General features: G+C 38.7%; 20 protein-coding genes. All 20 read left to right on the forward strand.

Annotated elements, in window-relative coordinates:
- Nucleotides 1-64 precede the first annotated feature (64 nt).
- The 20 genes from NE668_RS00500 to clpP all read left to right on the forward strand — a co-directional run bounded on the left by NE668_RS00500 (nt 65) and on the right by clpP (nt 23,469).
- On the forward strand, nt 65-1,753 hold the full coding sequence (locus tag NE668_RS00500) for a glutamine--tRNA ligase/YqeY domain fusion protein (RefSeq protein WP_227037107.1): 1,689 nt from the start codon (nt 65-67) through the stop codon (nt 1,751-1,753).
- A 37-nt stretch (nt 1,754-1,790) separates the two neighbouring features.
- The gene (locus NE668_RS00505; protein WP_227037106.1) at nt 1,791-2,423 is read left to right on the forward strand and encodes a hypothetical protein; all 633 of its coding nucleotides are present in this window, start codon (nt 1,791-1,793) and stop codon (nt 2,421-2,423) included.
- Between the two features lie 104 nt (nt 2,424-2,527).
- A complete protein-coding gene (locus NE668_RS00510) occupies nt 2,528-3,115 on the forward strand; it encodes a DUF3793 family protein (RefSeq protein ID WP_008714331.1) in 588 nt (195 codons plus the stop codon).
- 10 nt (nt 3,116-3,125) lie between these two features.
- Nucleotides 3,126-3,545: a flavodoxin gene (locus tag NE668_RS00515; protein WP_004696544.1), complete on the forward strand. Its 420-nt coding sequence runs from the start codon at nt 3,126-3,128 to the stop codon at nt 3,543-3,545.
- A 398-nt stretch (nt 3,546-3,943) separates the two neighbouring features.
- The gene (locus NE668_RS00520) at nt 3,944-4,576 is read left to right on the forward strand and encodes a helix-turn-helix transcriptional regulator (RefSeq protein ID WP_227037105.1); all 633 of its coding nucleotides are present in this window, start codon (nt 3,944-3,946) and stop codon (nt 4,574-4,576) included.
- Between the two features lie 9 nt (nt 4,577-4,585).
- Complete coding sequence (gene dpaL, locus NE668_RS00525; RefSeq protein ID WP_227037104.1) at nt 4,586-5,797, forward strand: diaminopropionate ammonia-lyase; 1,212 nt, start codon at nt 4,586-4,588, stop codon at nt 5,795-5,797.
- 12 nt (nt 5,798-5,809) lie between these two features.
- Nucleotides 5,810-7,120, forward strand: coding sequence for a YgeY family selenium metabolism-linked hydrolase (locus NE668_RS00530; protein ID WP_012864620.1), 1,311 nt, complete (start codon nt 5,810-5,812; stop codon nt 7,118-7,120).
- A 153-nt stretch (nt 7,121-7,273) separates the two neighbouring features.
- Nucleotides 7,274-8,467 carry a knotted carbamoyltransferase YgeW gene (gene ygeW, locus NE668_RS00535; protein ID WP_004696537.1) on the forward strand — a complete coding sequence of 398 codons (1,194 nt, stop codon included), beginning with the start codon at nt 7,274-7,276 and terminating at the stop codon, nt 8,465-8,467.
- A gap of 68 nt (nt 8,468-8,535) precedes the next feature.
- Nucleotides 8,536-9,471: a carbamate kinase gene (arcC, locus tag NE668_RS00540; RefSeq protein WP_004696535.1), complete on the forward strand. Its 936-nt coding sequence runs from the start codon at nt 8,536-8,538 to the stop codon at nt 9,469-9,471.
- Nucleotides 9,472-9,525: 54 nt separating this feature from the next.
- Entirely contained in the window at nt 9,526-10,854 is a 1,329-nt protein-coding gene (ssnA, locus tag NE668_RS00545) for a putative aminohydrolase SsnA (RefSeq protein ID WP_227037103.1), read from the forward strand.
- Nucleotides 10,855-10,882: 28 nt separating this feature from the next.
- Nucleotides 10,883-12,574, forward strand: a complete 1,692-nt coding sequence (locus NE668_RS00550) for a selenate reductase (RefSeq protein WP_004696531.1) — start codon at nt 10,883-10,885, stop codon at nt 12,572-12,574.
- Nucleotides 12,571-13,920 carry a dihydropyrimidinase gene (gene hydA, locus NE668_RS00555; RefSeq protein WP_227037102.1) on the forward strand — a complete coding sequence of 450 codons (1,350 nt, stop codon included), beginning with the start codon at nt 12,571-12,573 and terminating at the stop codon, nt 13,918-13,920. The genes NE668_RS00550 and hydA overlap by 4 nt, the downstream gene beginning before the upstream one ends.
- Nucleotides 13,921-13,937: 17 nt before the next feature.
- Nucleotides 13,938-16,487 carry a selenium-dependent xanthine dehydrogenase gene (gene xdh / locus NE668_RS00560; protein ID WP_227037101.1) on the forward strand — a complete coding sequence of 850 codons (2,550 nt, stop codon included), beginning with the start codon at nt 13,938-13,940 and terminating at the stop codon, nt 16,485-16,487.
- Between the two features lie 145 nt (nt 16,488-16,632).
- On the forward strand, nt 16,633-18,018 hold the full coding sequence (locus tag NE668_RS00565) for a nucleobase:cation symporter-2 family protein (protein ID WP_227037100.1): 1,386 nt from the start codon (nt 16,633-16,635) through the stop codon (nt 18,016-18,018).
- Between the two features lie 204 nt (nt 18,019-18,222).
- Entirely contained in the window at nt 18,223-19,410 is a 1,188-nt protein-coding gene (locus NE668_RS00570) for a RuBisCO large subunit C-terminal-like domain-containing protein (RefSeq protein ID WP_004698549.1), read from the forward strand.
- Nucleotides 19,411-19,515: 105 nt separating this feature from the next.
- Nucleotides 19,516-20,322: an MBL fold metallo-hydrolase gene (locus tag NE668_RS00575; protein ID WP_004698746.1), complete on the forward strand. Its 807-nt coding sequence runs from the start codon at nt 19,516-19,518 to the stop codon at nt 20,320-20,322.
- Between the two features lie 2 nt (nt 20,323-20,324).
- Nucleotides 20,325-20,804, forward strand: a complete 480-nt coding sequence (gene rlmH / locus NE668_RS00580) for a 23S rRNA (pseudouridine(1915)-N(3))-methyltransferase RlmH (protein ID WP_004698704.1) — start codon at nt 20,325-20,327, stop codon at nt 20,802-20,804.
- A 111-nt stretch (nt 20,805-20,915) separates the two neighbouring features.
- Nucleotides 20,916-21,371 carry a CBS domain-containing protein gene (locus NE668_RS00585; RefSeq protein ID WP_004696521.1) on the forward strand — a complete coding sequence of 152 codons (456 nt, stop codon included), beginning with the start codon at nt 20,916-20,918 and terminating at the stop codon, nt 21,369-21,371.
- A gap of 163 nt (nt 21,372-21,534) precedes the next feature.
- Entirely contained in the window at nt 21,535-22,839 is a 1,305-nt protein-coding gene (tig, locus tag NE668_RS00590) for a trigger factor (protein WP_004698674.1), read from the forward strand.
- Nucleotides 22,840-22,875: 36 nt separating this feature from the next.
- Entirely contained in the window at nt 22,876-23,469 is a 594-nt protein-coding gene (gene clpP, locus NE668_RS00595; RefSeq protein ID WP_004696517.1) for an ATP-dependent Clp endopeptidase proteolytic subunit ClpP, read from the forward strand.
- Nucleotides 23,470-23,480: the final 11 nt, after the last annotated feature.

Below are 23,480 nucleotides of genomic sequence, written 5' to 3' on the forward strand. Positions count from 1 at the left end.
GATATGCGGTTTTATACAAAGTATGGTAAAATAAAAGAATATTTTTCCTATGGAGGTAAGAACGTTGGAACATAAAGACATTGAAAAAGATGTAGCTCCTGAAGAAGTTGTATCTGTTAACTTTATTGAAGCTATTATCAACAAAGATAACGAAACTGGCAAATACGGTGGACGTGTATTGACTCGTTTTCCACCAGAACCAAATGGTTACTTGCATATTGGACATGCTAAATCTATTTGCCTAAACTTTGGTATTGGTAAACAATACAATGGTTTAACAAATCTTCGCTTTGATGATACAAATCCTGTAAAAGAAGATGTCGAATATGTAAACTCCATCATGGAAGACGTTAAATGGCTTGGATTTGAATGGAATGAACAACCACGCTATGCATCTGATTATTTTGGCCAAATGTATGAGTATGCTAAGAAATTAATCACGCTTGGCAAAGCTTATGTAGATGATCAAACTGCAGATGAAATTAAACAAAATCGTGGCGATTTCTCTACTCCTGGTGTCAATAGTCCATACCGTGATCGTAGTGTAGAAGAAAATTTGATGCTCTTCGAAGAAATGAAAGCTGGTAAATATAAAGATGGGGAAAAGGTATTGCGTGCAAAAATCGATATGGCGCATCCTAATATCGTAATGCGTGACCCTGTTATTTATCGTATTGTAAATACAGAGCATCATAATACGGGTAATGAGTGGAAAATTTATCCTATGTATGATTTTGCCCATCCTATTGAAGATGCTATCGAACGTATTACGCATTCTATTTGTACATTAGAATTTGAAGTTCACCGACCATTATATGATTGGGTGTTAGAGGAATGGGATGATACTGAAATTCCACAACAAATTGAGTTTGCTCGCTTGAATGTAACTAAAATGGTTATGTCCAAACGTAAATTGCGTGCTCTTGTTGAAGCTGGACTTGTATCTGGTTGGGATGATCCTCGCATGCCGACAATCTCAGGTTTACGCCGCCGTGGTTATACACCGGAATCTATTCGCGATTTCTGTGAGCGCATTGGTGTAGCGAAGGCGGATAGCATTGTAGATATTGCGTTGCTTGAGTTCTGTATTCGAGAGGACTTGAAACTTAAAGCTAAACGCCCTATGGTTGTGGTAGATCCTGTAAAGGTTATTATTACAAATTATCCAGAAGGCAAAACAGAACTTTGTACAGTTGAAAATAATCCTGAAAATGAAGAACTTGGTAATCGTGAAGTTGTATTTGGCCGTGAAATCTATATCGAACGCAGTGACTTTATGGAAGAACCAGTTAAGAAATTTTTCCGCTTAGCACCAGGCAAAGAAGTACGCTTGAAAGGAGCTTATTTCATTACATGCACTGATGTTATTAAAGATGAAAATGGTAATATTACAGAAATTCACTGTACATATGATCCTGAAACTAAGAGCGGTAGCGGTTGTACACGTAAGGTTAAGGGCACATTACATTGGGTTGAAGCGTCTACTGCAGTAGATATTGAATCTCGCTTATATGATTATTTACTTAAAGAAGATTCGGATGGTAAAGACTTCTTGGGCGATTTCAACCATGACTCCTTACAAGTATTCCATAGTAAAGGGGAAGCATGTCTTGCTAATACTGTACCAGGAGACCATTTCCAATTCTTGCGTCAAGGTTACTTTGTAACTGATAAAGACAGTACTTCAGACCATATTGTAGTGAACCGTATTGTTGGTTTACGTGATAGTTGGGCTAAGGCACAAAAGAAATAGCATAATGCATTATATTAATGCTTTCATGAGGAGAAAAATGAAAAAAATAGTACTACTTGCTACGGTAGCGGCTGTGTTGGTATCTATACCTGCTACGGGTTCCGCAGCGAACATTAAGTCCATTTTAAATAGAAGTCAAATTGTAACATATCAAGGTGTTAAATTGCCTGAAGGTGTTACTATGTATCAAAACAACCCTAAAGCATTATTTGCAGGGGAAGGGAAAAAAGACGTTAAATCTGTACTTCTTGAAGCAGGTGTATCTTCTGCAGATGTATATACATTAAATATTAAAACAGAAAACGAAATGCGATATGCTGTTTATGCTAATGTTGTATTAGGTAAACAATTATCTGGTCGTATGAGTGAAGCAAAACATATGAATACAGATTCTTCCTCAATTGGTGCATTGGCCGCTGCTATTAACAAGGGTGAGAGCCCTGCGCTTGGCACTTTTACGGTAATAAATCCATTAGTAAAACAAGGCAATGCCTATGAAGGTACATTGAAATATAAAAGTGTAGATAATAATAATTCTTATAATGAGATATTACATATTAGTATTTCTGAAGATAAATATACAGGACCAAATGCTCATTTAATCGCTGTTGATGAAGCTAATGATAGTGTTGTATTCCCTAAAGTTAAAGGTTTATTACATACCAAATAATAAATAATTATTGAAAATATATATCAATTATTCTTGACAATTTTTCTCATCAAGAGTACTATGAGCCTATAGGAATTATTCTCATTAGAGGTAATTCTAACGATGTGCAACAGGCAGGTACTATTATGATGAATTCAATTGACCATATCATTGGATATCATTGTGCACCGGCAATTCGAGGTATTAAGCTATCGAACTTGGTTTCTATTCCACGGGACATGAATGAACAAATCCAATTTGTATTGATAGAGTATAATAAAGCGTTCAATGAAAAAGGATTGTTCTTCTTTGAATTATGTCGTTGTAAAGCGCGAAGACTATTATTGGTATTCCGTGAGAAGCAATTAAGAGACTATGTACGCCAACCTGCGGTGATGTTATTTTTGAAAGCCTACGGTTATCATGATCGAATGAGCATTATGGAGATGCTTGAACATCTTAGATATCGTATGGAAGTAAGCATTGAGTTTCCACATGAAATCGGCATTTTTTTAGGTTACCCATTAAAGGATGTGAAATGTTTTATTTCTTATCGTGGTGGAGGATACCGAATGTGCGGAGAGTGGAAGGTTTACCATGATGTGGTAAATGCGCAACGCTCTTTCTTGTGTTACAAAGCATGTCGTGAATTTTGTCAAACTCAATTGATGTTGGGAAAAACATTTAGTTCATTGGTCGCAAGAACGGCCTAGGAGGTACAAGATGATTGGTGTAATTTTTTGGTCCGGTACAGGCAATACAGAACGCATGGCTTATGAAGTAGCTGAAGGTATTAAAGCTGCAGGTCAAGAAGTTGAAGTAAAATCCGTTTCTGAAGTATCTGTTGATGAAGCAGCAGCTTATGAAAAATTAGCTCTTGGCTGTGCTGATATGGGTGCAGAACAATTAGAAGAAGGCGAATTTGAACCATTCTACACTGAACTAGAAGGCAAGTTGAGTGGTAAAAAAATAGCGATCTTTGGCTCCTATGGTTGGGGTGGCACTTGGTTGGAAGACTGGGGCACTCGAATTAAAGATGCTGGTGGCGAATTAGTAGCTGATGGCGTAGCAATCTTGGGCGAACCTGATGATGATGGTAATGCACAATGCCAAGAATTAGGTAAAACATTAGCAAATGCTTAATTTGATTTCAACTACTAAATAAATACTAATAGTTAATAATAAAAAGGCTGTAATAACGATAATTCGTTATTACAGCCTTTTTTTCATGTACTTATGATTGATATGATAAAGCAAAGGTCATTAAAAATTTTAATATCATTAAGTAAATGTGATGAAAATCATAATATTTATTTATCTTTATTTCTATTTGTGTATATAAGCGTATTATTATAAATAACTTTAATGCATAATTATATTGCATTTTTGTACACATAGTCCTATAATTTAGTTAAAGAACCTAACAAAAATTTAGGTTGATACAAAAATAGTTAGGGTTAATTTTATATTAGCTATTAACCGGGCTGGCGTAATTTAAACTGGAAAGATTAACCAATGACATTGGAAGAGGGGTTATTTCAATGAGTACATTAGAGCGAATAAAAGTCATAGCCCATGGATTAGCGGCGCAATTTGGCCCATCCTGTGAAGTATTGATTCATGATTTACAAGGGGATATCAATTCGTCTCTTGTATATATTGAGAATGGAACTATAACTAATCGACATGTTGGTGATGGTCCATCGCATGTGGTTTTAGATGTGCTGAGTCATGACGATGGTAGCGAGGGTAGATTTGGTTATCTCACAAAAACTAAAGATGGCCGAATATTAAAATCTTCTACCATGTATATTCGTGATGATACAGGTCGTATAGCATACTTGTTGGGGATTAACCAAGATATAACAGAGTTTGTTTTGATGCATCGGCTTTTGGATAGTCTGGTCAATACAGGTCAGGAAGATGCAGGATCTGTTGAAAAAATTACGACGAGTGTATCGGAACTATTAGATGATTTATTACTAGACGTAGAACGTATAGTTGGTAAACCAGGACCATTGATGAATAAGGTGGAACGCTTAAAAGCTATTACCTATTTAAACGAAAAAGGGGCTTTTCTTATCTCGAAGTCTTCTGAGAAGATAGCAGAGTATTTTAATATTTCTAAGTTTACTCTTTATAGTGATTTAAATACTGTAAAGGAAGAATCCTAGGAGGCAAATATGGAACGAATTCAGTGGAAACGTAATACGATGGCACCATCAAGTGACAAGTTTTTGTCCGTTATGGATGTTAGAGAGGTTAAGAAAGCTAAAGCGTTTCATGAAAGTTTTCCACAATATAGCATTACTCCACTTGTATCGCTTAAGAATTTAGCATCTCATATCGGTGTTGATGCACTCTTTGTAAAAGATGAATCTTACCGATTTGGCCTTAATGCATTTAAGGTATTAGGCGGTTCCTATGCGATGGCAAAATATGTGGCGCAACAAACTGGTAAAGCTGTTGAGGATGTACCATATGATGTATTAACATCTGCAAAATTAAAAGAAGAGTTTGGTCAAGCTACATTCTTTACTGCAACTGATGGTAACCACGGTCGTGGTGTAGCATGGGCAGCCAATAAATTAGGTCAAAAATCTGTAGTATTTATGCCAAAGGGCTCTACAGAATATCGTAGAAAACAAATCGAAAACGAAGGCGCTACCGTAACAATCGAAGACTTCAACTACGATGAGTGTGTACGCTTAGCAACTAAAAAGTCTAAAGAAGTTCCTAACGGTGTTGTAGTTCAAGATACTGCATGGGAGGGTTATGAAGAAATTCCAAACTGGATTATGCAAGGCTATGGCACAATGGCTATGGAAACAGCAAATCAATTAGAAGCTGATAATTGTAAAGTTCCTACACATGTATTTGTACAAGCTGGTGTAGGCTCCCTTGCCGGTTCTGTAGTGGGTTACTTCACTAATCTATACCGCAATGTGGCTAAAAAACCTAAATTAGTTGTTGTAGAAGCGGCAGCAGCAGCTTGTTTATACAAAGGCGCTGTAGCTGATGATGGTAAACCTCGTATCGTAGAAGGTGATTTAGAAACAATTATGGCAGGTTTAGCTTGTGGTGAACCGAACACGGTTTCTTGGGATATTTTAAGAAATCATGCAGATGTATTCGTTTCTGCGCCTGACTGGGTAGCACGTTTAGGCATGCGCGTTGGTGGTGCACCAATTAAAGGCGATACTCCAATTACTACTGGTGAGTCTGGTGCAGTTCCATTAGGTCTTGTAATGGCAATTATGACGATGCCGGAATATGAAGATTTACGGAAAGAGTTAGAACTAGATGCGTCTTCAAAGGTACTCTGTTTCTCCACTGAAGGTGATACGGATCCTGAAAGATATAAAAATATTATGTGGTATGGTGAAGATCGTTAGGAGGCATTAATTATGGATTTACAAGCAATTAAACAAGCAGCGGCAACTTATGGCCCAGCGATGACAAAATTTTTACGTGAGATCGTAGCATTTCCAGGTGAAAGTGCTGAAGAAAAAGATCATGTAAAACGTATAGAACAAGAAATGAAAGACCTAGGATTTGATGAAGTTGAAGTAGATCCTATGGGGAATATTCTCGGATATATGGGTACAGGGAAAACTCTCATTGCCTTTGATGGACATATTGATACAGTTGGTATTGGCAATCGTGACAATTGGGATTTTGATCCATATGATGGTTTCGAAGATGAAACTAAAATTGGTGGCCGTGGCGTATCTGACCAATTGGGTGGTATTGTATCCGCTGTATACGGCGCTAAAATTATGAAAGACTTAGGACTTCTAAGTGATAAATATCGTGTACTTGTTGTAGGTACAGTTCAAGAGGAAGATTGCGATGGTCTTTGCTGGGAATACATGATTAAAGAACGCAATATCCGTCCTGAATTCGTAGTATCCACTGAGCCAACTGATGGCGGTATCTACCGCGGTCAACGTGGTCGCATGGAAATCCGCGTAGACGTACAAGGCGTATCTTGCCATGGTTCTGCTCCTGAACGCGGTGATAACGCAATTTATAAAATGGCAGATATACTTCAAGACATCCGTGAATTAAATGCTAACTCTGCTGATGAAAGCACAAAAATTAAGGGCCTTGTTAAAATGCTTGACCCTAAATTTAACCCTGACCATTACGAAGAAGCTCGCTTCTTAGGTCGCGGTACAGTAACTACTTCCCAAATTTTCTATACTTCTCCAAGCCGTTGTGCAGTAGCTGACTCCTGTGCTATTTCCTTGGATCGTCGTATGACTGCTGGTGAAACTTGGCAAAGTTGCTTGGCAGAAATCGAAGCGTTACCACATGTTAAAGAATATGGTGCGAAAGTATCCATGTATGAATATGCTCGTCCATCTTGGACTGGTTTAACCTATCCAATCGAATGCTACTTCCCAACATGGGTAATTCCTAAAGATCATAAAGTAACAGAAGCTTTGGAAGAAGCATACACTAGCTTATATGGCAACGAACGTATTGGTGCAGAAGATACAGTTGAAATGCGTAAAGCTCGCCCATTAACTGATAAATGGACATTCTCTACAAATGGTGTATCTATCATGGGCCGTAATGGCATTCCATGCATTGGCTTCGGTCCTGGTGCAGAAGCACAAGCACATGCACCTAACGAAATTACATGGAAACAAGATCTTGTAACATGTGCTGCTGTATATGCATTATTACCATCCGTATATTGCAAAAATTAATATCACATACATTGAATTAGATTTAATATAAACGGAATAACTGGAAAATAGTTGATATTTAGAATTTCATATAGTGCCTCACTATTTGATGAGGCATCGTATAAAGTTAGATCCTAAGTAGCCCTTTAGGGAATTGAAAGAGAGGACTTACAGATGACAGACTTCAATAAAAGTATTGAAACTTTACAAAAATTAGACGTTAGTAAAATGTACGGTGAAGATTTCTTCTTAACTTGGGAAAAATCTGATGATGAATTGCAAGGTGTATGGGCAGTAGCTGATGCATTACGTGCTCTTAGAGAACGCAATATCTCTACTAAAGTATTTGACAGCGGTCTTGGCATTTCTTTATTCCGTGATAACTCTACAAGAACACGCTTCTCCTTTGCTTCCGCTTGTAATTTGCTAGGTCTTGAAGTTCAAGATTTAGACGAAGGCAAATCTCAAATCGCTCACGGTGAAACAGTTCGTGAAACAGCTAATATGATTTCCTTTATGGCAGATGTTATCGGTATTCGTGATGATATGTATATCGGTAAAGGCAATGCTTATATGCATCAAGTTTCCGATGCAGTTAAAGAAGGTCATGAAGATGGTGTATTAGAGCAACGCCCAACACTTGTAAATCTACAATGTGATATCGACCATCCTACACAAATCATGGCTGATACAGCTCATATCATCAAAGAATTCGGCGGTGTAGAAAACCTTAAAGGCAAAAAGATTGCTATGACTTGGGCATACTCCCCATCTTATGGTAAACCTTTATCCGTACCTCAAGGTGCTATTGGCTTATTCACTCGTCTCGGTATGGAAGTTGTATTAGCACATCCAGAAGGGTATGAAGTAATGCCGGAAGTTGAAGAAATCGCTAAGAAACAAGCTGAAGCTAGCGGCGGTTCATTCCGTAGAACTAACGACATGAAGGATGCTTTCAAAGATGCAGACATCGTATATCCTAAGAGCTGGGCTCCATTCGGTGCAATGGAAAAACGTACAAAACTGTATGGTGAAAATGATCATGAAGGTATTAAAGCATTAGAAAAAGTTCTTCTTGAAGAAAATGGTAAACATAAAGATTGGGCATGTACGGAAGAGATGATGAGTCTCACAAAGGACGGCAAAGCTCTTTACTTACATTGCTTACCAGCAGATATTACAGGTGTAAGTTGTGAAGAAGGCGAAGTAGATGCAACAGTATTTGATCGCTACCGCATACCTCTTTATAAGGAAGCAAGCTACAAACCATATGTTATTGCAGCTATGATTTTCCTTAGCAAATTTAAAAATCCTGTAGAAACCTTAAAAGAATTAGAACGGAAGGGAACCGAACGAGTTCAACCGTAAAGTAAAGTTTAGGGGCCATCCGTATTGATGGCTCCTTTTATTCTTAATAGTTTGTTATGAGGCATAACATGAAAAAGAGAGTTGTAGTAGCATTAGGGGGAAATGCATTAGGCAATTCCTTACCAGAACAGAAAATTGCTGTAAAAAGTACAGCTAAAACAATTATTGATTTAGTAGAAGCTGATTGTGATGTAGTGGTAACACATGGTAATGGACCTCAAATTGGTATGATCAACAATGCGATGGCTGCATTGACTCGTGAAGTAGAAGGTCAACCAAACACTCCATTATCTGTATGTGTAGCAATGAGCCAAGCTTATATTGGTTATGACTTACAAAATGCTCTTCACGAAGAGCTCTTAAATCGTGGTATAAAAGATTTGCCAACAATGACTATGGTTACACAAGTACTTGTTGATCAAAATGACCCAGCTTTTCAAAATCCTACAAAACCAATTGGACACTTTATGACTCAGGAAGAAGCTGAATACGCAGAAAAGAATTACGATTATGTGGTAAAAGAAGATGCGGGACGTGGTTATCGTCGTGTGGTGGCATCTCCAGCACCAAAAGAAATCATTGAACTAGAAGCAATTAAAGGTTTAGTAGGTAAACAATTAATTGTTGCTTGTGGTGGGGGAGGTATCCCAGTAACTAAAGAAGGTAATGAACTTCATGGTGCGGCTGCTGTTATTGATAAAGACTGGACTAGTAGTTTATTGGCCCAAGAAATTGATGCTGATGTTCTCGTTATTTTAACCGCTGTTGAAAAGGTTGCCATTAACTTTGGTAAAGAAAATGAAAAATGGCTTGATGAAATAACTGTTACACAAGCTAAAGAATATGTATCAGCTGGTGAGTTTGCAGAAGGCTCGATGAAACCAAAGGTAGAAGCCGCTATAGCATTTGCAGAATCCAAAAAAGGCCGTGTTTCAATTATCACATTATTAGAGAAATCTAAAGATGGTATAGCAGGAAAAACAGGCACACGTATCGTATTATAATAACATATAAGTTTATAAGTATGCATTTCAACGAATCGTTGAGGAGGTGCCCACATGATTATATTAGGAAAAGGTACTGTTATTACTCGCGATGCTGATAGACCTATCATTTATGATGGTGCTGTTGCTATCGACGGGACTCAAATTGTTGATATTGGTATATATGATGAATTATGTAAAACGTATGTAAATGCAGAAATCATTGATGCTCATGGTGGCCTAATTATGCCAGGTTTCATTAATGCACATCACCATATTTATTCTGCTCTTGCACGAGGTTTATCATTGCCAGGTCCAGCACCGACTAACTTTGGTGAAATCTTGGAAGGACTTTGGTTCTACTTAGATAATAAATTGACCGCTCCTGATGTAAAAGCAAGTGCATTATTTACGTATTTAGGCTGTATAGAAAATGGTGTAACTACTATTTTTGACCATCATGCAAGTTATGGTGAAGTGCCTAACAGTTTATCCATCATTGCAGATGTAGCTAAACAATTTGGCGTTCGCTCTTGTTTATGCTATGAAGTGTCTGACCGCAATGGTGTAGATCAAATGAAGGCCGCTGTTGTAGAAAACGTACGCTTTGGTAAAGAAGCTAAGCAAGATTCATCTAGACTTGCTGCCATGATGGGCTTGCATGCATCTTTCACACTAAGCTCTGATACATTAGACTATGTGAAAGCTCACAATGAAGATCAATTAGGTTATCATGTTCATGTTGCAGAAGGTCCTGAAGATGTGGCCGATAGTAAAGAAAAGTATGGCATGACACCTGTTAGACGGCTCGTAGAGGCAGGTATTTTAGGCCCTAAGAGCATCGCTGGTCACTGTGTACACGTAACTGACGAAGATGTGGCATTATTGAAAAAATCTCAAGCTAAGGTTGTACATAACCCAGAAAGTAACATGGGTAATGCAGTAGGCACGACAGATATCTTAAAACTATTAGATGCAGGGATCACTGTTGGGCTTGGCACAGATGGTTATACAAATGATATGCTCGAATCTTATAAAGTAGCGAATTGTCTCGTGAAACATGAGCAACATAAACCATATGTAGGCTGGGGCGAAGTACCTCATATGCTATTTGAAAACAACCGCAAAATGGCTAATGAATTCTTCGATACTACGGTAGGCATCCTTAAAAAAGGTGCTGCAGCTGACGTAATTGTTCTTGATTACGCAGCACCAACACCACTTGATGAAAACAACATCAATGGTCATTTACTATTCGGTGCTAATGGTATGTATGTGGTAACAACTATTAGTGATGGTGTACCACGCATGATTGATCGTAAATTACAAGGCATTGATAAAGCTGAAGTAATGAACGAAGTTTTAGCAACATCTAAAGGTTTATGGAAACGACTAAACCCATAACGCAAACGCTTTAAAGGAGTGTGACATTATGAGTGACATTATGTATCCGGTAAGTTTCGGAAATTTGATGAACCACATTATGACTGAGTACAAGATGTACAATCGTATTTACAATGTAAATAAAATTCATCGTACGAATCATAATCAACGCTTATCTATCTTTGGTAAATCTATTGAAAATCCTGTAGGCCCAGCAGCTGGTCCTAATACACAGTTGGCACAAAACATTGTGGCATCCTATGTAGCTGGTGCTCGTTGCATTGAATTAAAAACCGTACAAATTATGTATGGTGAAGAACTAGGTATTCCTAGACCTTGTATCTACTCTGTAGACGAAGCATATAACGTAGAATGGTCTTCTGAATATAGCTGTGATGAAGCTGCTGATGAATACATTAAAGCTTGGTTCGCATTGAAATTAATCTCTAAAGAATTAGGATTAGGTGATCCAGATGGATTTTTATTCATCATGAGTGTTGGCTATAACTTGGCTGGTATTAAGAGCCCTATGGTTGATAAATTCATCAATACAATGCGAAATGCATCTCAATCTCCTATGTGGGATACATGTAAACAATGGTGTCTTGACCATGTAGATGAATTTGAGCATATTGATGCTGATTATATCAACTCTATTAGTGATGAACTTTGCCAAGCAATTACATTGTCCACAATGCACGGTTGCCCAGCAGAAGAAATCGAATCCATTTGTTCGTACCTTATCAGTGAAAAAGGTCTTCACCTATACTTAAAATGCAACCCTACATTGTTAGGTCCAAAACGCATTAGAGAATTATTGGATAACGCTGGCTTTGAGTACATTGACTTTGAAGATCATCAATTTGAAGTTGACCTTCAATTCGATAAGGCTGTTCCAATGTTAGAGCGTCTTATTGCTCTTGGTGAAAAACACAATAAGATTTTCGGTGTTAAATTGACAAATACATTCCCTGTACAAATTCACAACAATGAATTGCCAGGCGAGCAAATGTACATGTCTGGTAAATCCTTGTTACCTGTAACAATTGGTGTAGCTGAGCTTTTAAGTGCTCAATTCGGCGAACGTTTACCTATGTCTTATAGCGGTGGTGCTGTAAAACAAAATATTAAAGCTATCTTTGATTGTGGTATTTGGCCTGTAACAGTATGTACAATTCTTCTACAAGGTGAAGGTTACAATACTTTCAAAGGCTTAGCAGACGAAGTGGAATCTACTGATTACAATGCTGCTTTAAAAGTTCATAAAGAACTTATAGCTAAACTCGCTAAAGACATCGCTGAGAACAAAATCTTCAAGAAGAGCGATGCAATGAAGAAAAAACGTGAAGCAATGCCATCCTTCCCAGGTACACGTAGTTCTGACTACCACTGCCGCGTTGTTTGTGGTGCTTGTGTTCGCGTATGTCCTAATAGATGTAATGAAGTCGTTACTGTAAATGATGCTAAATTGATCATCCATGTTGATCAAAGCTGTAATGAATGTGGTAACTGTGCGTGTCATTGCGTAGAACCTTGTCAACCATACAAGGATCGCATTACATTCTTCCACAATGCTGAAGCTTTAGCAGATAGTACAAATGATGGTTTCTACATCAAAGGCACTAGCTGTGGTTATCGCTTTAAAGGTGAAGAAGCAGTATGTGACATTGATGCATTACCTGAAGAATTGAAAGGAGTTGTACATGCCTTCTGTAAAGAGCATGTGTACTATGTATCATGATTATCATACAACAAGGGGAATTGGTCTTAACTGACAGAATCCTTACCGGAGATATATTAATTGATGGCCACAAAATTGTCGCCATTGATGAATACCTTTCTGTTCCAGAAGGGGCAAAAGTTCTTAATGCAAAAGGTTGCTATGTGTTCCCTGGATTTATTGATCCTCATACACACTTTCAAATGACAAATGCCTTGGCGTCTACTGCAGATGATTTTGATAGTGGTACAAAGGCTGCTATTCTTGGCGGCACTACTTCAATCATCAACTTTGCTTCTCCTGAGGATGGATCCCTTTGTAAAGGGTTAGAAGTTCATAAGGAGCGTGCCTTAGGGCATTGCTCCTGTGACTACAAATTCCATATGGAGCTTGTAGAAATGAATGAAGAGGTATCTCATGAAATACCAAAGGTTGTAGAAGCTGGTGTATCGTCCTTTAAAGTGTACTTAGCGTATGGCTTCCGTTTAACAGATCGAGAAATTTATGATGCTATTGAAGCTATAAAACCAACGGGTGCGCTTGTAGGGGCTCACTGTGAAAACGGTGATCTTATCGATGCCTTTGTAGCAGATAAACGTAAACGTGGTGAATTAGATGTAGACAATCATCCACTCACAAGACCGGCCATGATTGAATCGGAAGCGATTAAGCGATTTAGTACAATTGGTGCTGCATTAGAGTATCCCGTGCATATTGTGCATGTAAGTTCTAAAGAAGGCGTAGATGAAGTTCTACGTGAGCGGGCATTAGGACATCAAGTGACTTGTGAAACATGTCCACAGTATTTGGTGCTTGATGAATCACGATATAAATTACCTGATTTTGAAGGGGTTAAATATGTGATGAGTCCTCCACTTAGAACGATACAAGATCAAATGGCATTGAAGCATGCACTAGTAAATGGTGTATTCCAAACCATTGGTTCCGACCATTGTAGCTTTACCTTTAATGATCAAAAATTAAAGAGTCGGTATGACTTTACCCGAATTCCTGGAGGTATTCCTGGAGCCGAAGAACGGGGCATCATTGCTTATGATGTGTTGGTTAACCAATGCAATATGAGCGCTGTAGATTTTATGAAATTAGTTAGTGAAAACCCAGCAAAGCTATATGGCATGTATCCCAAGAAGGGTACATTAGCTGTAGGTAGTGATGGGGATATAACAATTGTAGATAAGCATATAGAACATATGCTTTCAAAAGAGTCCGCCCATACAAAGGCTGACTATATACCTTACGAAGGAATATCTGTAACTGGCAAGGTTCGAGATGTTATCCTTAGAGGTCACCATGTGGTACAAGATGGATCCTTAACAGAATCGTATCTTGGTGAATGTATTCCTTAATGAGAGGAGGGCTATATATGTACCGCTTTCAAGTGAATGGCACCCAATATGAGGTTCAAGAGGATCAACGTTTAATTGATTTCTTGCGAGCTGATTTAAAGTTGACGGGCACTAAAGAAGGTTGTAGTGCTGGTGCATGTGGTACGTGTACAGTAATTATAGACGGAAAAAAAGCAAAGGCTTGTGTAAGCAAACTATCTCAATTAGATGGTAAATCAATTGTCACGATTGAAGGTTTATCTGAACGAGAAAAAGCAGTATACACCTATGCTTTTGGTGAATGCGGAGCGGTGCAGTGTGGTTTCTGTATACCAGGTATGATTATTAGTGCAAAAGTATTGATTGACGAAAATAATGACCCTACACCTGACGATGTTAAAAAGGCGATATTAGGTAATATTTGCCGTTGTACAGGCTATGTAAAAATTGAAGAGGGCATTATGCTAGCTGCAAAAATGTTCCGTGAGAACTTACCAGTTCCAGAAAAGGATACAAATGGTAATGTAGGCGCTCGTTTACACCGTGTAGATACTGAGGAAAAAGCATTAGGTACTGGACAATACTCTGATGATATCTATATGGATGGCATGATTTATGCCAAAGCATTGCGTTCTAAATACCCACGAGCTAGAGTTGATCGTGTTGATGTGTCTAAAGCTCTTGAACATCCAGCATGTGTAACGGCATTGACTGCTAAGGATGTACCATTCAATAAGACTGGTCATTTAGTACCGGATTGGGATGTACTTATCGCCGAAGGTGATATTACACGTTATGTAGGCGATGCAATTGCACTTGTTGCAACTACAGAAAAGAAATATTTAGACGAAGTATTGGCTCTAGTTGAAGTTGATTATACTGAATTAGAACCCGTACTAGATCCATTGGAAGCACTAAAACCAGATGCTCCTCAGTTACATCCAGAGGGAAATGTATTATCTCGTCAAACATTATCTCGTGGCGATGTAGATAAGGCTATTGCAGAGGCTGCTTTTGTAGTAACAAATCATTATTCCACACCTCAAACCGACCATGCATTTATGGAACCAGAATGTGCCGTTGCATATCGTGAGGGTGATGAAATTCATCTGCATTCAGGTAGCCAAAATGTTTATGATGATCGTCGTGAAGTTGCTCGTATGCTTGGTATTCCGAATGAGGCTGTAAAGGTTCACAGTATGCTCGTAGGTGGTGGCTTTGGTGGTAAAGAAGATATGACCGTACAACATCATGCATCACTCGTAGCTTGGCTTACAGGAAAACCAACTAAGGTACTTTTCTCCCGTCAAGAAAGTCTCAATATTCATACTAAACGTCATGCGATGGAAATGGATATTACAACAGCTTGTGATGCGGAAGGTAATCTGGTAGCAAGTAAGGTAAATATCGTTTCTAATTGTGGCGCGTATGCATCTTTAGGTGGTCCTGTACTTCAACGTGCTGGTACTCATTCTTGTGGCCCTTATCACTTTGATAATTTTGCCTTTGATGGTGTATGTGTTTATACAAATACTGTTCCTGGTGGTGCATTCCGTGGGTTTGGCGTAACACAAACTATCTTTGGTCAAGAGCAAAATATTGATGAATTAGCTGCGTTGGTAGGCATGGATCCTTGGGAATTCCGCTACAAAAATGTTGTACGCCCTGGTGACTCATTACCAAACGGCCAAATTTGTTCCAAAGAAACCGCTTTAGTAGAATGTTTGGAAGCTGTAAAAGACGCATATTATGCATCTAACCGTACCGGTCTTGCGGTATGCTTGAAAAATAGTGGTATTGGTGTAGGATTACCTGATACGGGTCGCGTTATTTTAGAAGTACGTGATGGTAAAGTTCGTATTCGTACGGGTGCCGCTTGTATTGGTCAAGGCATGGCTACTATGGCAACACAAGTACTTTGTGAAACAACAGGCTTAACGGCGGATAAAGTATTTGTAGAACGACCTGATACAGTACGTACACCAGATTCTGGTACAACTACTGCATCTCGTCAAACACTCTTTACCGGTGAAGCAACTCGCAAAGCAAGTCTTCGATTAAAAGAAATGTTAGATACTAAAACATTAGAAGAACTGAATGGTGTAGAGATTTATGAAGAGTTCCTCGGTGAAACAGATCCATTCAATTCTGATAAACCACATCCAAAAAATCATGTTGCCTATGGTTATGGTGCATGTGTAGCAACAATCGGTGAAGACAATAAGGTTGCTAATTTACATGTAGCATACGATGTAGGCCGTGTAGTGAACCCTCAATCCTGTACAGGTCAGGCCGAAGGTGGTGCCATTATGGGAATGGGGTATGCCGTTACAGAAGACTTCCCTTATAAAGAAGGGTATGTAACATCTAAATACGGTACGCTAGGACTTCTTAGAGCTACCCAATGTCCTCCAATTCATGTAAGTCTTATCGAAAAAGGGACACCAGAACAATATGCATACGGTGCTAAAGGTATTGGCGAAATCTCTAGCATTCCGATTGCACCGGCTATTGCAAATGCGTATCGTCGTATCGACGGAGAACCACGTAGGTCCTTGCCGATTAAACATACAGGTTATAAAAAATAGAATATTTGCTTAATGGTAGGGGCTTTTGCCCCTAGCCATCAAGGTTCCCACGTGAAGTCGATGAGATTTCTAAACTCTATCATGTACGATAGTATGACTATATTGTTTAACTAGTAACTAAAACGTAAGATATGAGGTGATTCTTATGAGTAAAGGTGCATCTGGTGTCGACCATGTAGATGGTATGCTGCCAATCCCGCAGTTATTCGCTTATGGTTTACAGCACGTTCTGGCTATGTATGCTGGGGCAGTAGCTGTACCAATTATTATTGCACAAGCTATGCATTTGCCAATTGAAGATTTAATTCGTTTGATTACAGCTGACTTATTTACATGTGGTGTAGCTACATTGATTCAAACATTAGGGTTCGGACCTGTCGGTGGTCGCATTCCTCTTATTCAAGGTGTAACATTTGCTTCTGTAGGTCCAATGATTCTGATTGGTCAGCAGCATGATATTACTACCATTTACGGTGCGATTATCGTAGCTGGTCTCTTTACATTCCTTGTGGCACCATTTTTCAGTCGTTTGATTCGGCTATTCCCACCTGTAGTAACAGGTACTATCATTACTATTATTGGTATCAACTTGATGCCAGTAGCTGTTAACTGGATGGGGGGTGGCGTAGGCAATAAAAACTTTGGCGATCCACTATACATAGCTCTTGGTGTAGCTACATTTGTTCTCGTTATATTAACTTATCGATTTGGTAAAGGTTTCCTTGGTAATTTGGCAATCTTAGTTGGCCTTATTCTCGGTACAGCCTTAGCTATGATTGTTGGTATTACAGATTTTTCAGAGGTAGGACGTTCTCAATGGATTTCTGTTGTAACACCATTCTATTTTGGTCTTCCAACCTTTGACTTTGCTTCTATTGTATCTATGATTATTGTAATGCTCGTAGTTATGGTAGAAACAACTGGTGATAGTATTGCGGTAGGTGAAATTGTAGATAAACCTATTGGTCAAAATGAATTGGCTGCGGTACTTCGCGCGGATGGCTTGTCTACTATTATTGGTGGTATCCTTAATAGTTTTCCGTATACAGCATTTGCTCAAAACGTAGGTCTTATTGCTGTAACACGTGTTAAGAGTCGTTTCGTTGTAGCAGCATCTGGTGTAATTTTAATTTTATTAGGCCTTTTCCCTAAATTAGCCGCTATCGTAGCTTGTATTCCAAATGCTGTACTAGGGGGCGCAGGGATTGCTATGTTCGGCATGATTATCGCCAGTGGGATTCGTTCTCTTGGTAAAGTTAGTTTCGATGGTAACTATAACCTGATGCTAGTTGCCATTAGTATTGGGGTATCCATGATTCCTCTTGCAGCACCTCAATTCTATACACACTTTCCAGCATGGGCTCAAATTCTTTTGAAATCTGGTATCACAGCTGGTAGTATAGTAGCTGTTATTTTAAATGTAATGTTTAATGGTTTTGGTTATAAAACTGTTAACGAACCTAATCGTGCGACTCGTAAATATCGCCACTTCACACGATTCAAAGGTTATCCTAAACATTTCTACCAATAAGATATAGTTAGACGAGTTTACTCTCATGCGATTATATGTATTGTCTCTCACAGTAGAAACCTTGTTAGTATAGGTAAAACATCAATATATATGGTTTCGTTTGTTAAAAAGATCTCACTCTGATTTGGAGTGAGGTCTTTTTTTATGGAATCGTATACTACTTTGGTATATAATTAAATAATATTATTGCAAAGGAGACGCATTATGAAAGACGAGCGATTTATAGTTACATATAGAATAGAAGCGAGTACATATGAAGAAGCAAAATCAATTGCTTGGGCTGTTCAAGTGGAGCAAACTATAGAATTTCCTTATGAGTTTGTAACGGATCCATACATTAAAGAAACTATTACTGGTCGACTAGAATCTCTTGAACCTATAGTAGAAGACTCTCCTTATATCAATGTAGGTGTGATGCCAAATGCTGTAATTGACACCTCTCGTTACTATTTGGCTCGTATTTCATATCACGTAGATACCACGGCCTTAGAGGCTACACAATTTTTAAATGTTGTCTTTGGTAATTCTTCGTTACAGCCACATATTTGGGTAGTAGATATTGAACTATGTCCAACACTTTACGATGTGTTTAAGGGACCACAATTTGGCTTACAAGGAATTCGTCGATTAGTGGAAACCCCGACGCGTCCAATGATTCAAGCCGTTGTAAAGCCGATGGGCACACCGAATGTAGAATTGGCTCGTATGTGTGGCGCTTACACACGTGGTGGTGCAGATGTCATAAAGGATGATCATGGTATTTCTAATCAGTCCTTCTCTCAATATAAAGATCGTGTAAAACGATGTGCTGCTATGGTACAGGAAATGAATGCTGTACATGGTACACATACTTTATATGCTGCAAACGTATCAGGTGATGGTACAGATGTGTTAGAACGCGCTTATTTTGCCAAAGAGGCTGGTGCTACAGCTCTCATGGTGGCTGCAGGTCTCGTTGGTTTCGGTTGGTTACACAAATTAGCTACTGATGAAAACTTACGATTGCCCATTATTCATCATCCAGCTTATTCTGGTGGATTTGTAAGCCCTGGTGTATCTGGAGTAGCTGACTATTTACAACTAGGTTTATTACCTCGTATCTTTGGGGCTGATATGTCAATTTTCGTATCTTATGGTGGACGCTTTACTTTTACAGAGGAACAATGCAAGAGAATTTCCTCTTACATTAAACGACCAATGGGCTTGATGAAAGCAGCTTGCCCGGCACCGGGTGGTGGTGTTACAGATGCTCGTCTTAATGAACTCGTTGAGCTGTACGGAAATGATACTATGTTCCTCGTTGGCGGTGACATGTTCCGTCGAGGACCAGATATTGAGGCTAATATGTCGTACTTTGTAGAGCGTTTGACTAAATTATCTGAAAGAACGTAATAATAGCTTGAATTTAAATGAGTTAATACAATGTTTAACTAAATAACTAAGCTATTGACTTTTACAGAAATAATAGATTTATGATTAAGTATATGGAGTGTTTTGATGAGTGAATCATCACCGTTGGAGGTCCATGTCCTTGCCAGTGGTAGCAAGGGCAATTGTACAGTAATAAAAAAAGGGAACTCTGTCATATTGCATGATGTAGGCATTAGTTGCCGGCGCATTGTCAATGGGTTAAAAGAATTGCATATAGACATGGCTCAGGTGGAGGGCATATTCGTCAGTCATGAACATAGTGATCATATTGCGGGACTACAACAATTACTAAAACGATTTGATCTTCCTGTGTATACGAAGCAGGGCACATGGCGTGAAATTCAAGATAAGTTAATCGTACCGAAGAATCGATTGATTGAGCTTACAAAGGGCAGTTTAACGTTGGGCGGTCTCACCGTAGAGCCGTTTTCGGTAAGTCATGATGCGGCTGATCCAATTGGAATAAATGTGTTTGCTGGGAACGATAAGGCAACTGTTGTTACTGATACAGGTGTGATTTCAGATGATATTTTACGCAGGCTTGATGATACGACGCTGTTAGTGCTAGAGGCAAATTATGATCCGCATATGTTGCGTTTCGGACCCTATCAGCCGTTTTTAAAACAACGTGTGGCTAGTGATGAAGGTCATTTGAGTAATGAAATGGCTGCACAAGCTCTACTCATGATGAAGCGTCCTAATTTTATGCAAGTTATATTGGCTCATCGATCTGAAAATAATAATAACGCTGTCCTTGTTACTCAAACCATTGGTAAAATGCTTGTGGATGGTGGTGTTCGTATTGGACCTGAAATGAAGCTGCAACATGGTCAACCTAATGAAATCGTGTCCATCCAATCTGTGAAGAGGTAAAAATGAGATTTTATATAGTCTGTATTGGTAAATTGAAGGATGCTTATTTACGTGAGGGTGTAGCAGAGTTTGTGAAACGTATGCGTCCCTATGGTGGTATTACAATTACAGAGCTGAATGAAAGTAAAATTGGAGATAAGCCGAGTGATGCGGATCGCAAACAAGTTGTTGCCGAAGAAGGAGACCGTTTATTAAAAGCGGTTCCTAAAAATGCGTATACCGTATTACTTGATGTGTATGGCAAAACGATGTCCTCTGAAGAACTCGCTAAGACGGTATCTAAACTTGAGGTGGATGGTGTGAGCGATATGGCCTTCATTATTGGTGGTGCCTTTGGGGTGAGTGATACATTACGTCAGACTGCAAATTATAAATTATCCTTTAGCCCTATGACTTTTACACATCAAATGGTTCGATTGTTACTCGTAGAGCAAATATATCGAGCATCAAAAATTAATCGCAATGAACCTTATCATTGGTAGAAGAAGTAGATTTAAAAATTATTTGTATAATACTTTCAGAAAAAAGGAGTTTTATTATACTGTGGCGAATAGTATAATAAAGCAAGATGTATTTGTAAGGAGGAATTCACTATGAAAATCCAAGAAGTAATGAATAAATACCCTGTTACTGTTGGCAAAGATGCGCCGATTTCTGATGTAGCTGATTTGTTGGTTAAATATAATTTAACAGCTGTGTCCGTAGTGGATGATGATAATAAGTTGTTAGGTATTATCTCTGAAGGTGATTTACTATATAAAAAAGTACGTCCTCATGTGCCTCATTATGTTAATGTATTAGGCGCTAGCATCTATTACAATGGCATTGGCGAATACAATGCTCAATTCAAAAAATTATTGGCATCTCACGTTCATGAGTTGATGACTGATGAAGTAATTACAACCACACCGGATAAAGATGTAGAAGAAATTGTATCTGTTATGCTTGATCAACATTTGAAAAATGTGCCAGTTGTAGATAAAGAGTATCGTTTGATCGGGATTTTGTCTCGTCGTGACATTATCAAATTGATTGCTAAAGATAACTAATTAGCATAATTATGTAAAATATGTAAAGACCACCCATTTTGGGGTGGTCTTTTAGTGTATATTGAGAAGAATTGCATTGACCTTGCATTTATGTTATTATTAGGAGTGCATAATATACTACAGAAATTTGGGCATATTGCCCTTCGAGGAGGACATATTTTAAATGAAAGCAACTGTAAATCCTGTTGATCAACACGTAGTAACGTTAACTATTGAAGTACCTGCAGCAGAAGTAGATAAGGGCATTAAACAAGCTGTAAAACGCATTGCAGGTCAAGTGAACATCCCTGGCTTCCGTAAAGGACATGCGCCTCGCCGTATTTTGGAAATGAACTTCGGCAAAGAAGCTATCTTGGAAGAAGCATTTGAAGTATTGGCTAGCCAAAACTATAGTGCTGCACTTCGTGAAAATGATATCGTGCCTGTATCTGAACCTGAAATCGAACGAGAACAATTCGAAGAAGGCAAAGATTTGATTTTCAAAGCTACTGTAACTAAACGCCCTGAAGTTAAACTTGGCGATTACAAAGGCTTAGAAGCAGAAAAACAAGATGCTACAGTATCTGATGAACAAATCGAAGAACAGTTGAACAATATTCGTGAACAACAAGCAAAAATGGTTGTTGCTGAAGAAGGCGCTACAATTCAAAAAGATGACTTCGCAGTAATCGACTTTGCTGGTTCCGTTGATGGTAAACCTTTTGATGGTGGTGAAGGTAAATCCTACCCATTACAAATCGGTTCTGGTAGCTTCATTCCTGGCTTCGAAGATCAATTAATTGGCGCTAAAGCTGGTGATGATGTAACTGTAAAAGTAACATTCCCTGAAGACTACTTCGTAGCAGAACTTGCTGGTAAAGAAGCAGAATTCAAAACTCATATCCATGATATTAAACGTAAAGAATTGCCTGAATTGAATGATGAATTTGCAAAAGAAGCAAGCTCTTACGAAACTATTGAAGAATTGAAAAAAGATCTTCGCACTAAAATGGAGGAAGAAGCTTCCCGTCGTGCAATCGATACTTACAATGCTGACTTGATTCAAACAGCTGTTAAAAATGCAACTGTAGAAATCCCAGAAGTAATGATTAAAGATCGCGTAGAACAAATGATTCAAGAATTGGCTATGAATATGGAAGGCCGTGGCTTGAAACTTGATGACTACTTGAAATTCTCCAATAAAACTATCGAAGATTTACGCTCTGAATACAAAGATTCCGCAGCTGAAAACGTACGCGCTGATTTAGTATTGGATGCTATTGCAACTGCTGAAGGTATCGAAGTAACTCCAGATGATATGAACCGTGAAATCTTCATTATGGCTCAAAACTTTGGGGCAGATCCTAAAGAAGTTTGGGATATTATTGCAAAAGAAGGTCGTGTAGCTATGTTGGCAGGCTCTGTAGCTCGCAAAAAAGCAGCTCGATTCATTATTGATAATGCAAAAGGCGCTGAAGCGGCTGAATAATAGTTTGCTCAACTAGGTACATGAAAAGGTGATTATATGTATGTACCAATCGTAGTTGAACAAGGTGAACGCGGAGAGCGTTCCTATGATATTTACTCTCGCTTGTTAAAGGATCGCATTATTTTCCTTGGTGGCCCCATCGATGATAATGTGGCAAATGCGGTTATTGCGCAAATGTTATTCCTAGAAGCAGAGGATCCTGATAAGGATATCCATTTGTACATCAATAGCCCTGGCGGTGTTGTAACTGCCGGCATGGCTATTTATGATACGATGCAATATATCAAACCAGATGTGTCTACTATTTGTGTAGGCTCTGCAGCGAGCATGGGTGCTGTGCTTTTAACAGCTGGCACTAAAGGTAAACGATATGCGTTGCCTCATGCGCGCATCATGATTCACCAACCATTAGGCGGTGTGCAAGGGCAAGCATCTGAAATTGAAATCCATGCCCGTGAGATTCTTCGCATGCGTGAAGAGTTAAATGGTATCTTAGCTTCTCGCAGTGGACAAGATATTGAAGTAGTAGCTCGCGATACAGATCGCGATAACTTCATGAGTGCTCAGGATGCCGTTGAATACGGCTTAATCGATGAGGTACTCACAAGAGAACCTGTAGAAAGCAAGTAATGGAGGCGCCC

The organism is Veillonella parvula (genome assembly GCF_024461875.1).
In the GTDB taxonomy this organism is placed as follows: domain Bacteria; phylum Bacillota; class Negativicutes; order Veillonellales; family Veillonellaceae; genus Veillonella; species Veillonella parvula_I.

Excerpts from the sequence above, each read along its gene's own strand:
- NE668_RS00505 (WP_227037106.1), top strand. The coding sequence starts at position 1,791 with ATGAAAAAAATAGTACTACTTGCTACGGTAGCGGCTGTGTTGGTATCT.
- NE668_RS00515 (WP_004696544.1), top strand. The coding sequence starts at position 3,126 with ATGATTGGTGTAATTTTTTGGTCCGGTACAGGCAATACAGAACGCATG.
- NE668_RS00520 (WP_227037105.1), top strand. The coding sequence starts at position 3,944 with ATGAGTACATTAGAGCGAATAAAAGTCATAGCCCATGGATTAGCGGCG.
- dpaL (WP_227037104.1), top strand. The coding sequence starts at position 4,586 with ATGGAACGAATTCAGTGGAAACGTAATACGATGGCACCATCAAGTGAC.
- NE668_RS00530 (WP_012864620.1), top strand. The coding sequence starts at position 5,810 with ATGGATTTACAAGCAATTAAACAAGCAGCGGCAACTTATGGCCCAGCG.
- ygeW (WP_004696537.1), top strand. The coding sequence starts at position 7,274 with ATGACAGACTTCAATAAAAGTATTGAAACTTTACAAAAATTAGACGTT.
- arcC (WP_004696535.1), top strand. The coding sequence starts at position 8,536 with ATGAAAAAGAGAGTTGTAGTAGCATTAGGGGGAAATGCATTAGGCAAT.
- ssnA (WP_227037103.1), top strand. The coding sequence starts at position 9,526 with ATGATTATATTAGGAAAAGGTACTGTTATTACTCGCGATGCTGATAGA.
- NE668_RS00550 (WP_004696531.1), top strand. The coding sequence starts at position 10,883 with ATGAGTGACATTATGTATCCGGTAAGTTTCGGAAATTTGATGAACCAC.
- hydA (WP_227037102.1), top strand. The coding sequence starts at position 12,571 with ATGATTATCATACAACAAGGGGAATTGGTCTTAACTGACAGAATCCTT.
- xdh (WP_227037101.1), top strand. The coding sequence starts at position 13,938 with ATGTACCGCTTTCAAGTGAATGGCACCCAATATGAGGTTCAAGAGGAT.
- NE668_RS00565 (WP_227037100.1), top strand. The coding sequence starts at position 16,633 with ATGAGTAAAGGTGCATCTGGTGTCGACCATGTAGATGGTATGCTGCCA.
- NE668_RS00570 (WP_004698549.1), top strand. The coding sequence starts at position 18,223 with ATGAAAGACGAGCGATTTATAGTTACATATAGAATAGAAGCGAGTACA.
- NE668_RS00575 (WP_004698746.1), top strand. The coding sequence starts at position 19,516 with ATGAGTGAATCATCACCGTTGGAGGTCCATGTCCTTGCCAGTGGTAGC.
- rlmH (WP_004698704.1), top strand. The coding sequence starts at position 20,325 with ATGAGATTTTATATAGTCTGTATTGGTAAATTGAAGGATGCTTATTTA.
- NE668_RS00585 (WP_004696521.1), top strand. The coding sequence starts at position 20,916 with ATGAAAATCCAAGAAGTAATGAATAAATACCCTGTTACTGTTGGCAAA.
- tig (WP_004698674.1), top strand. The coding sequence starts at position 21,535 with ATGAAAGCAACTGTAAATCCTGTTGATCAACACGTAGTAACGTTAACT.
- clpP (WP_004696517.1), top strand. The coding sequence starts at position 22,876 with ATGTATGTACCAATCGTAGTTGAACAAGGTGAACGCGGAGAGCGTTCC.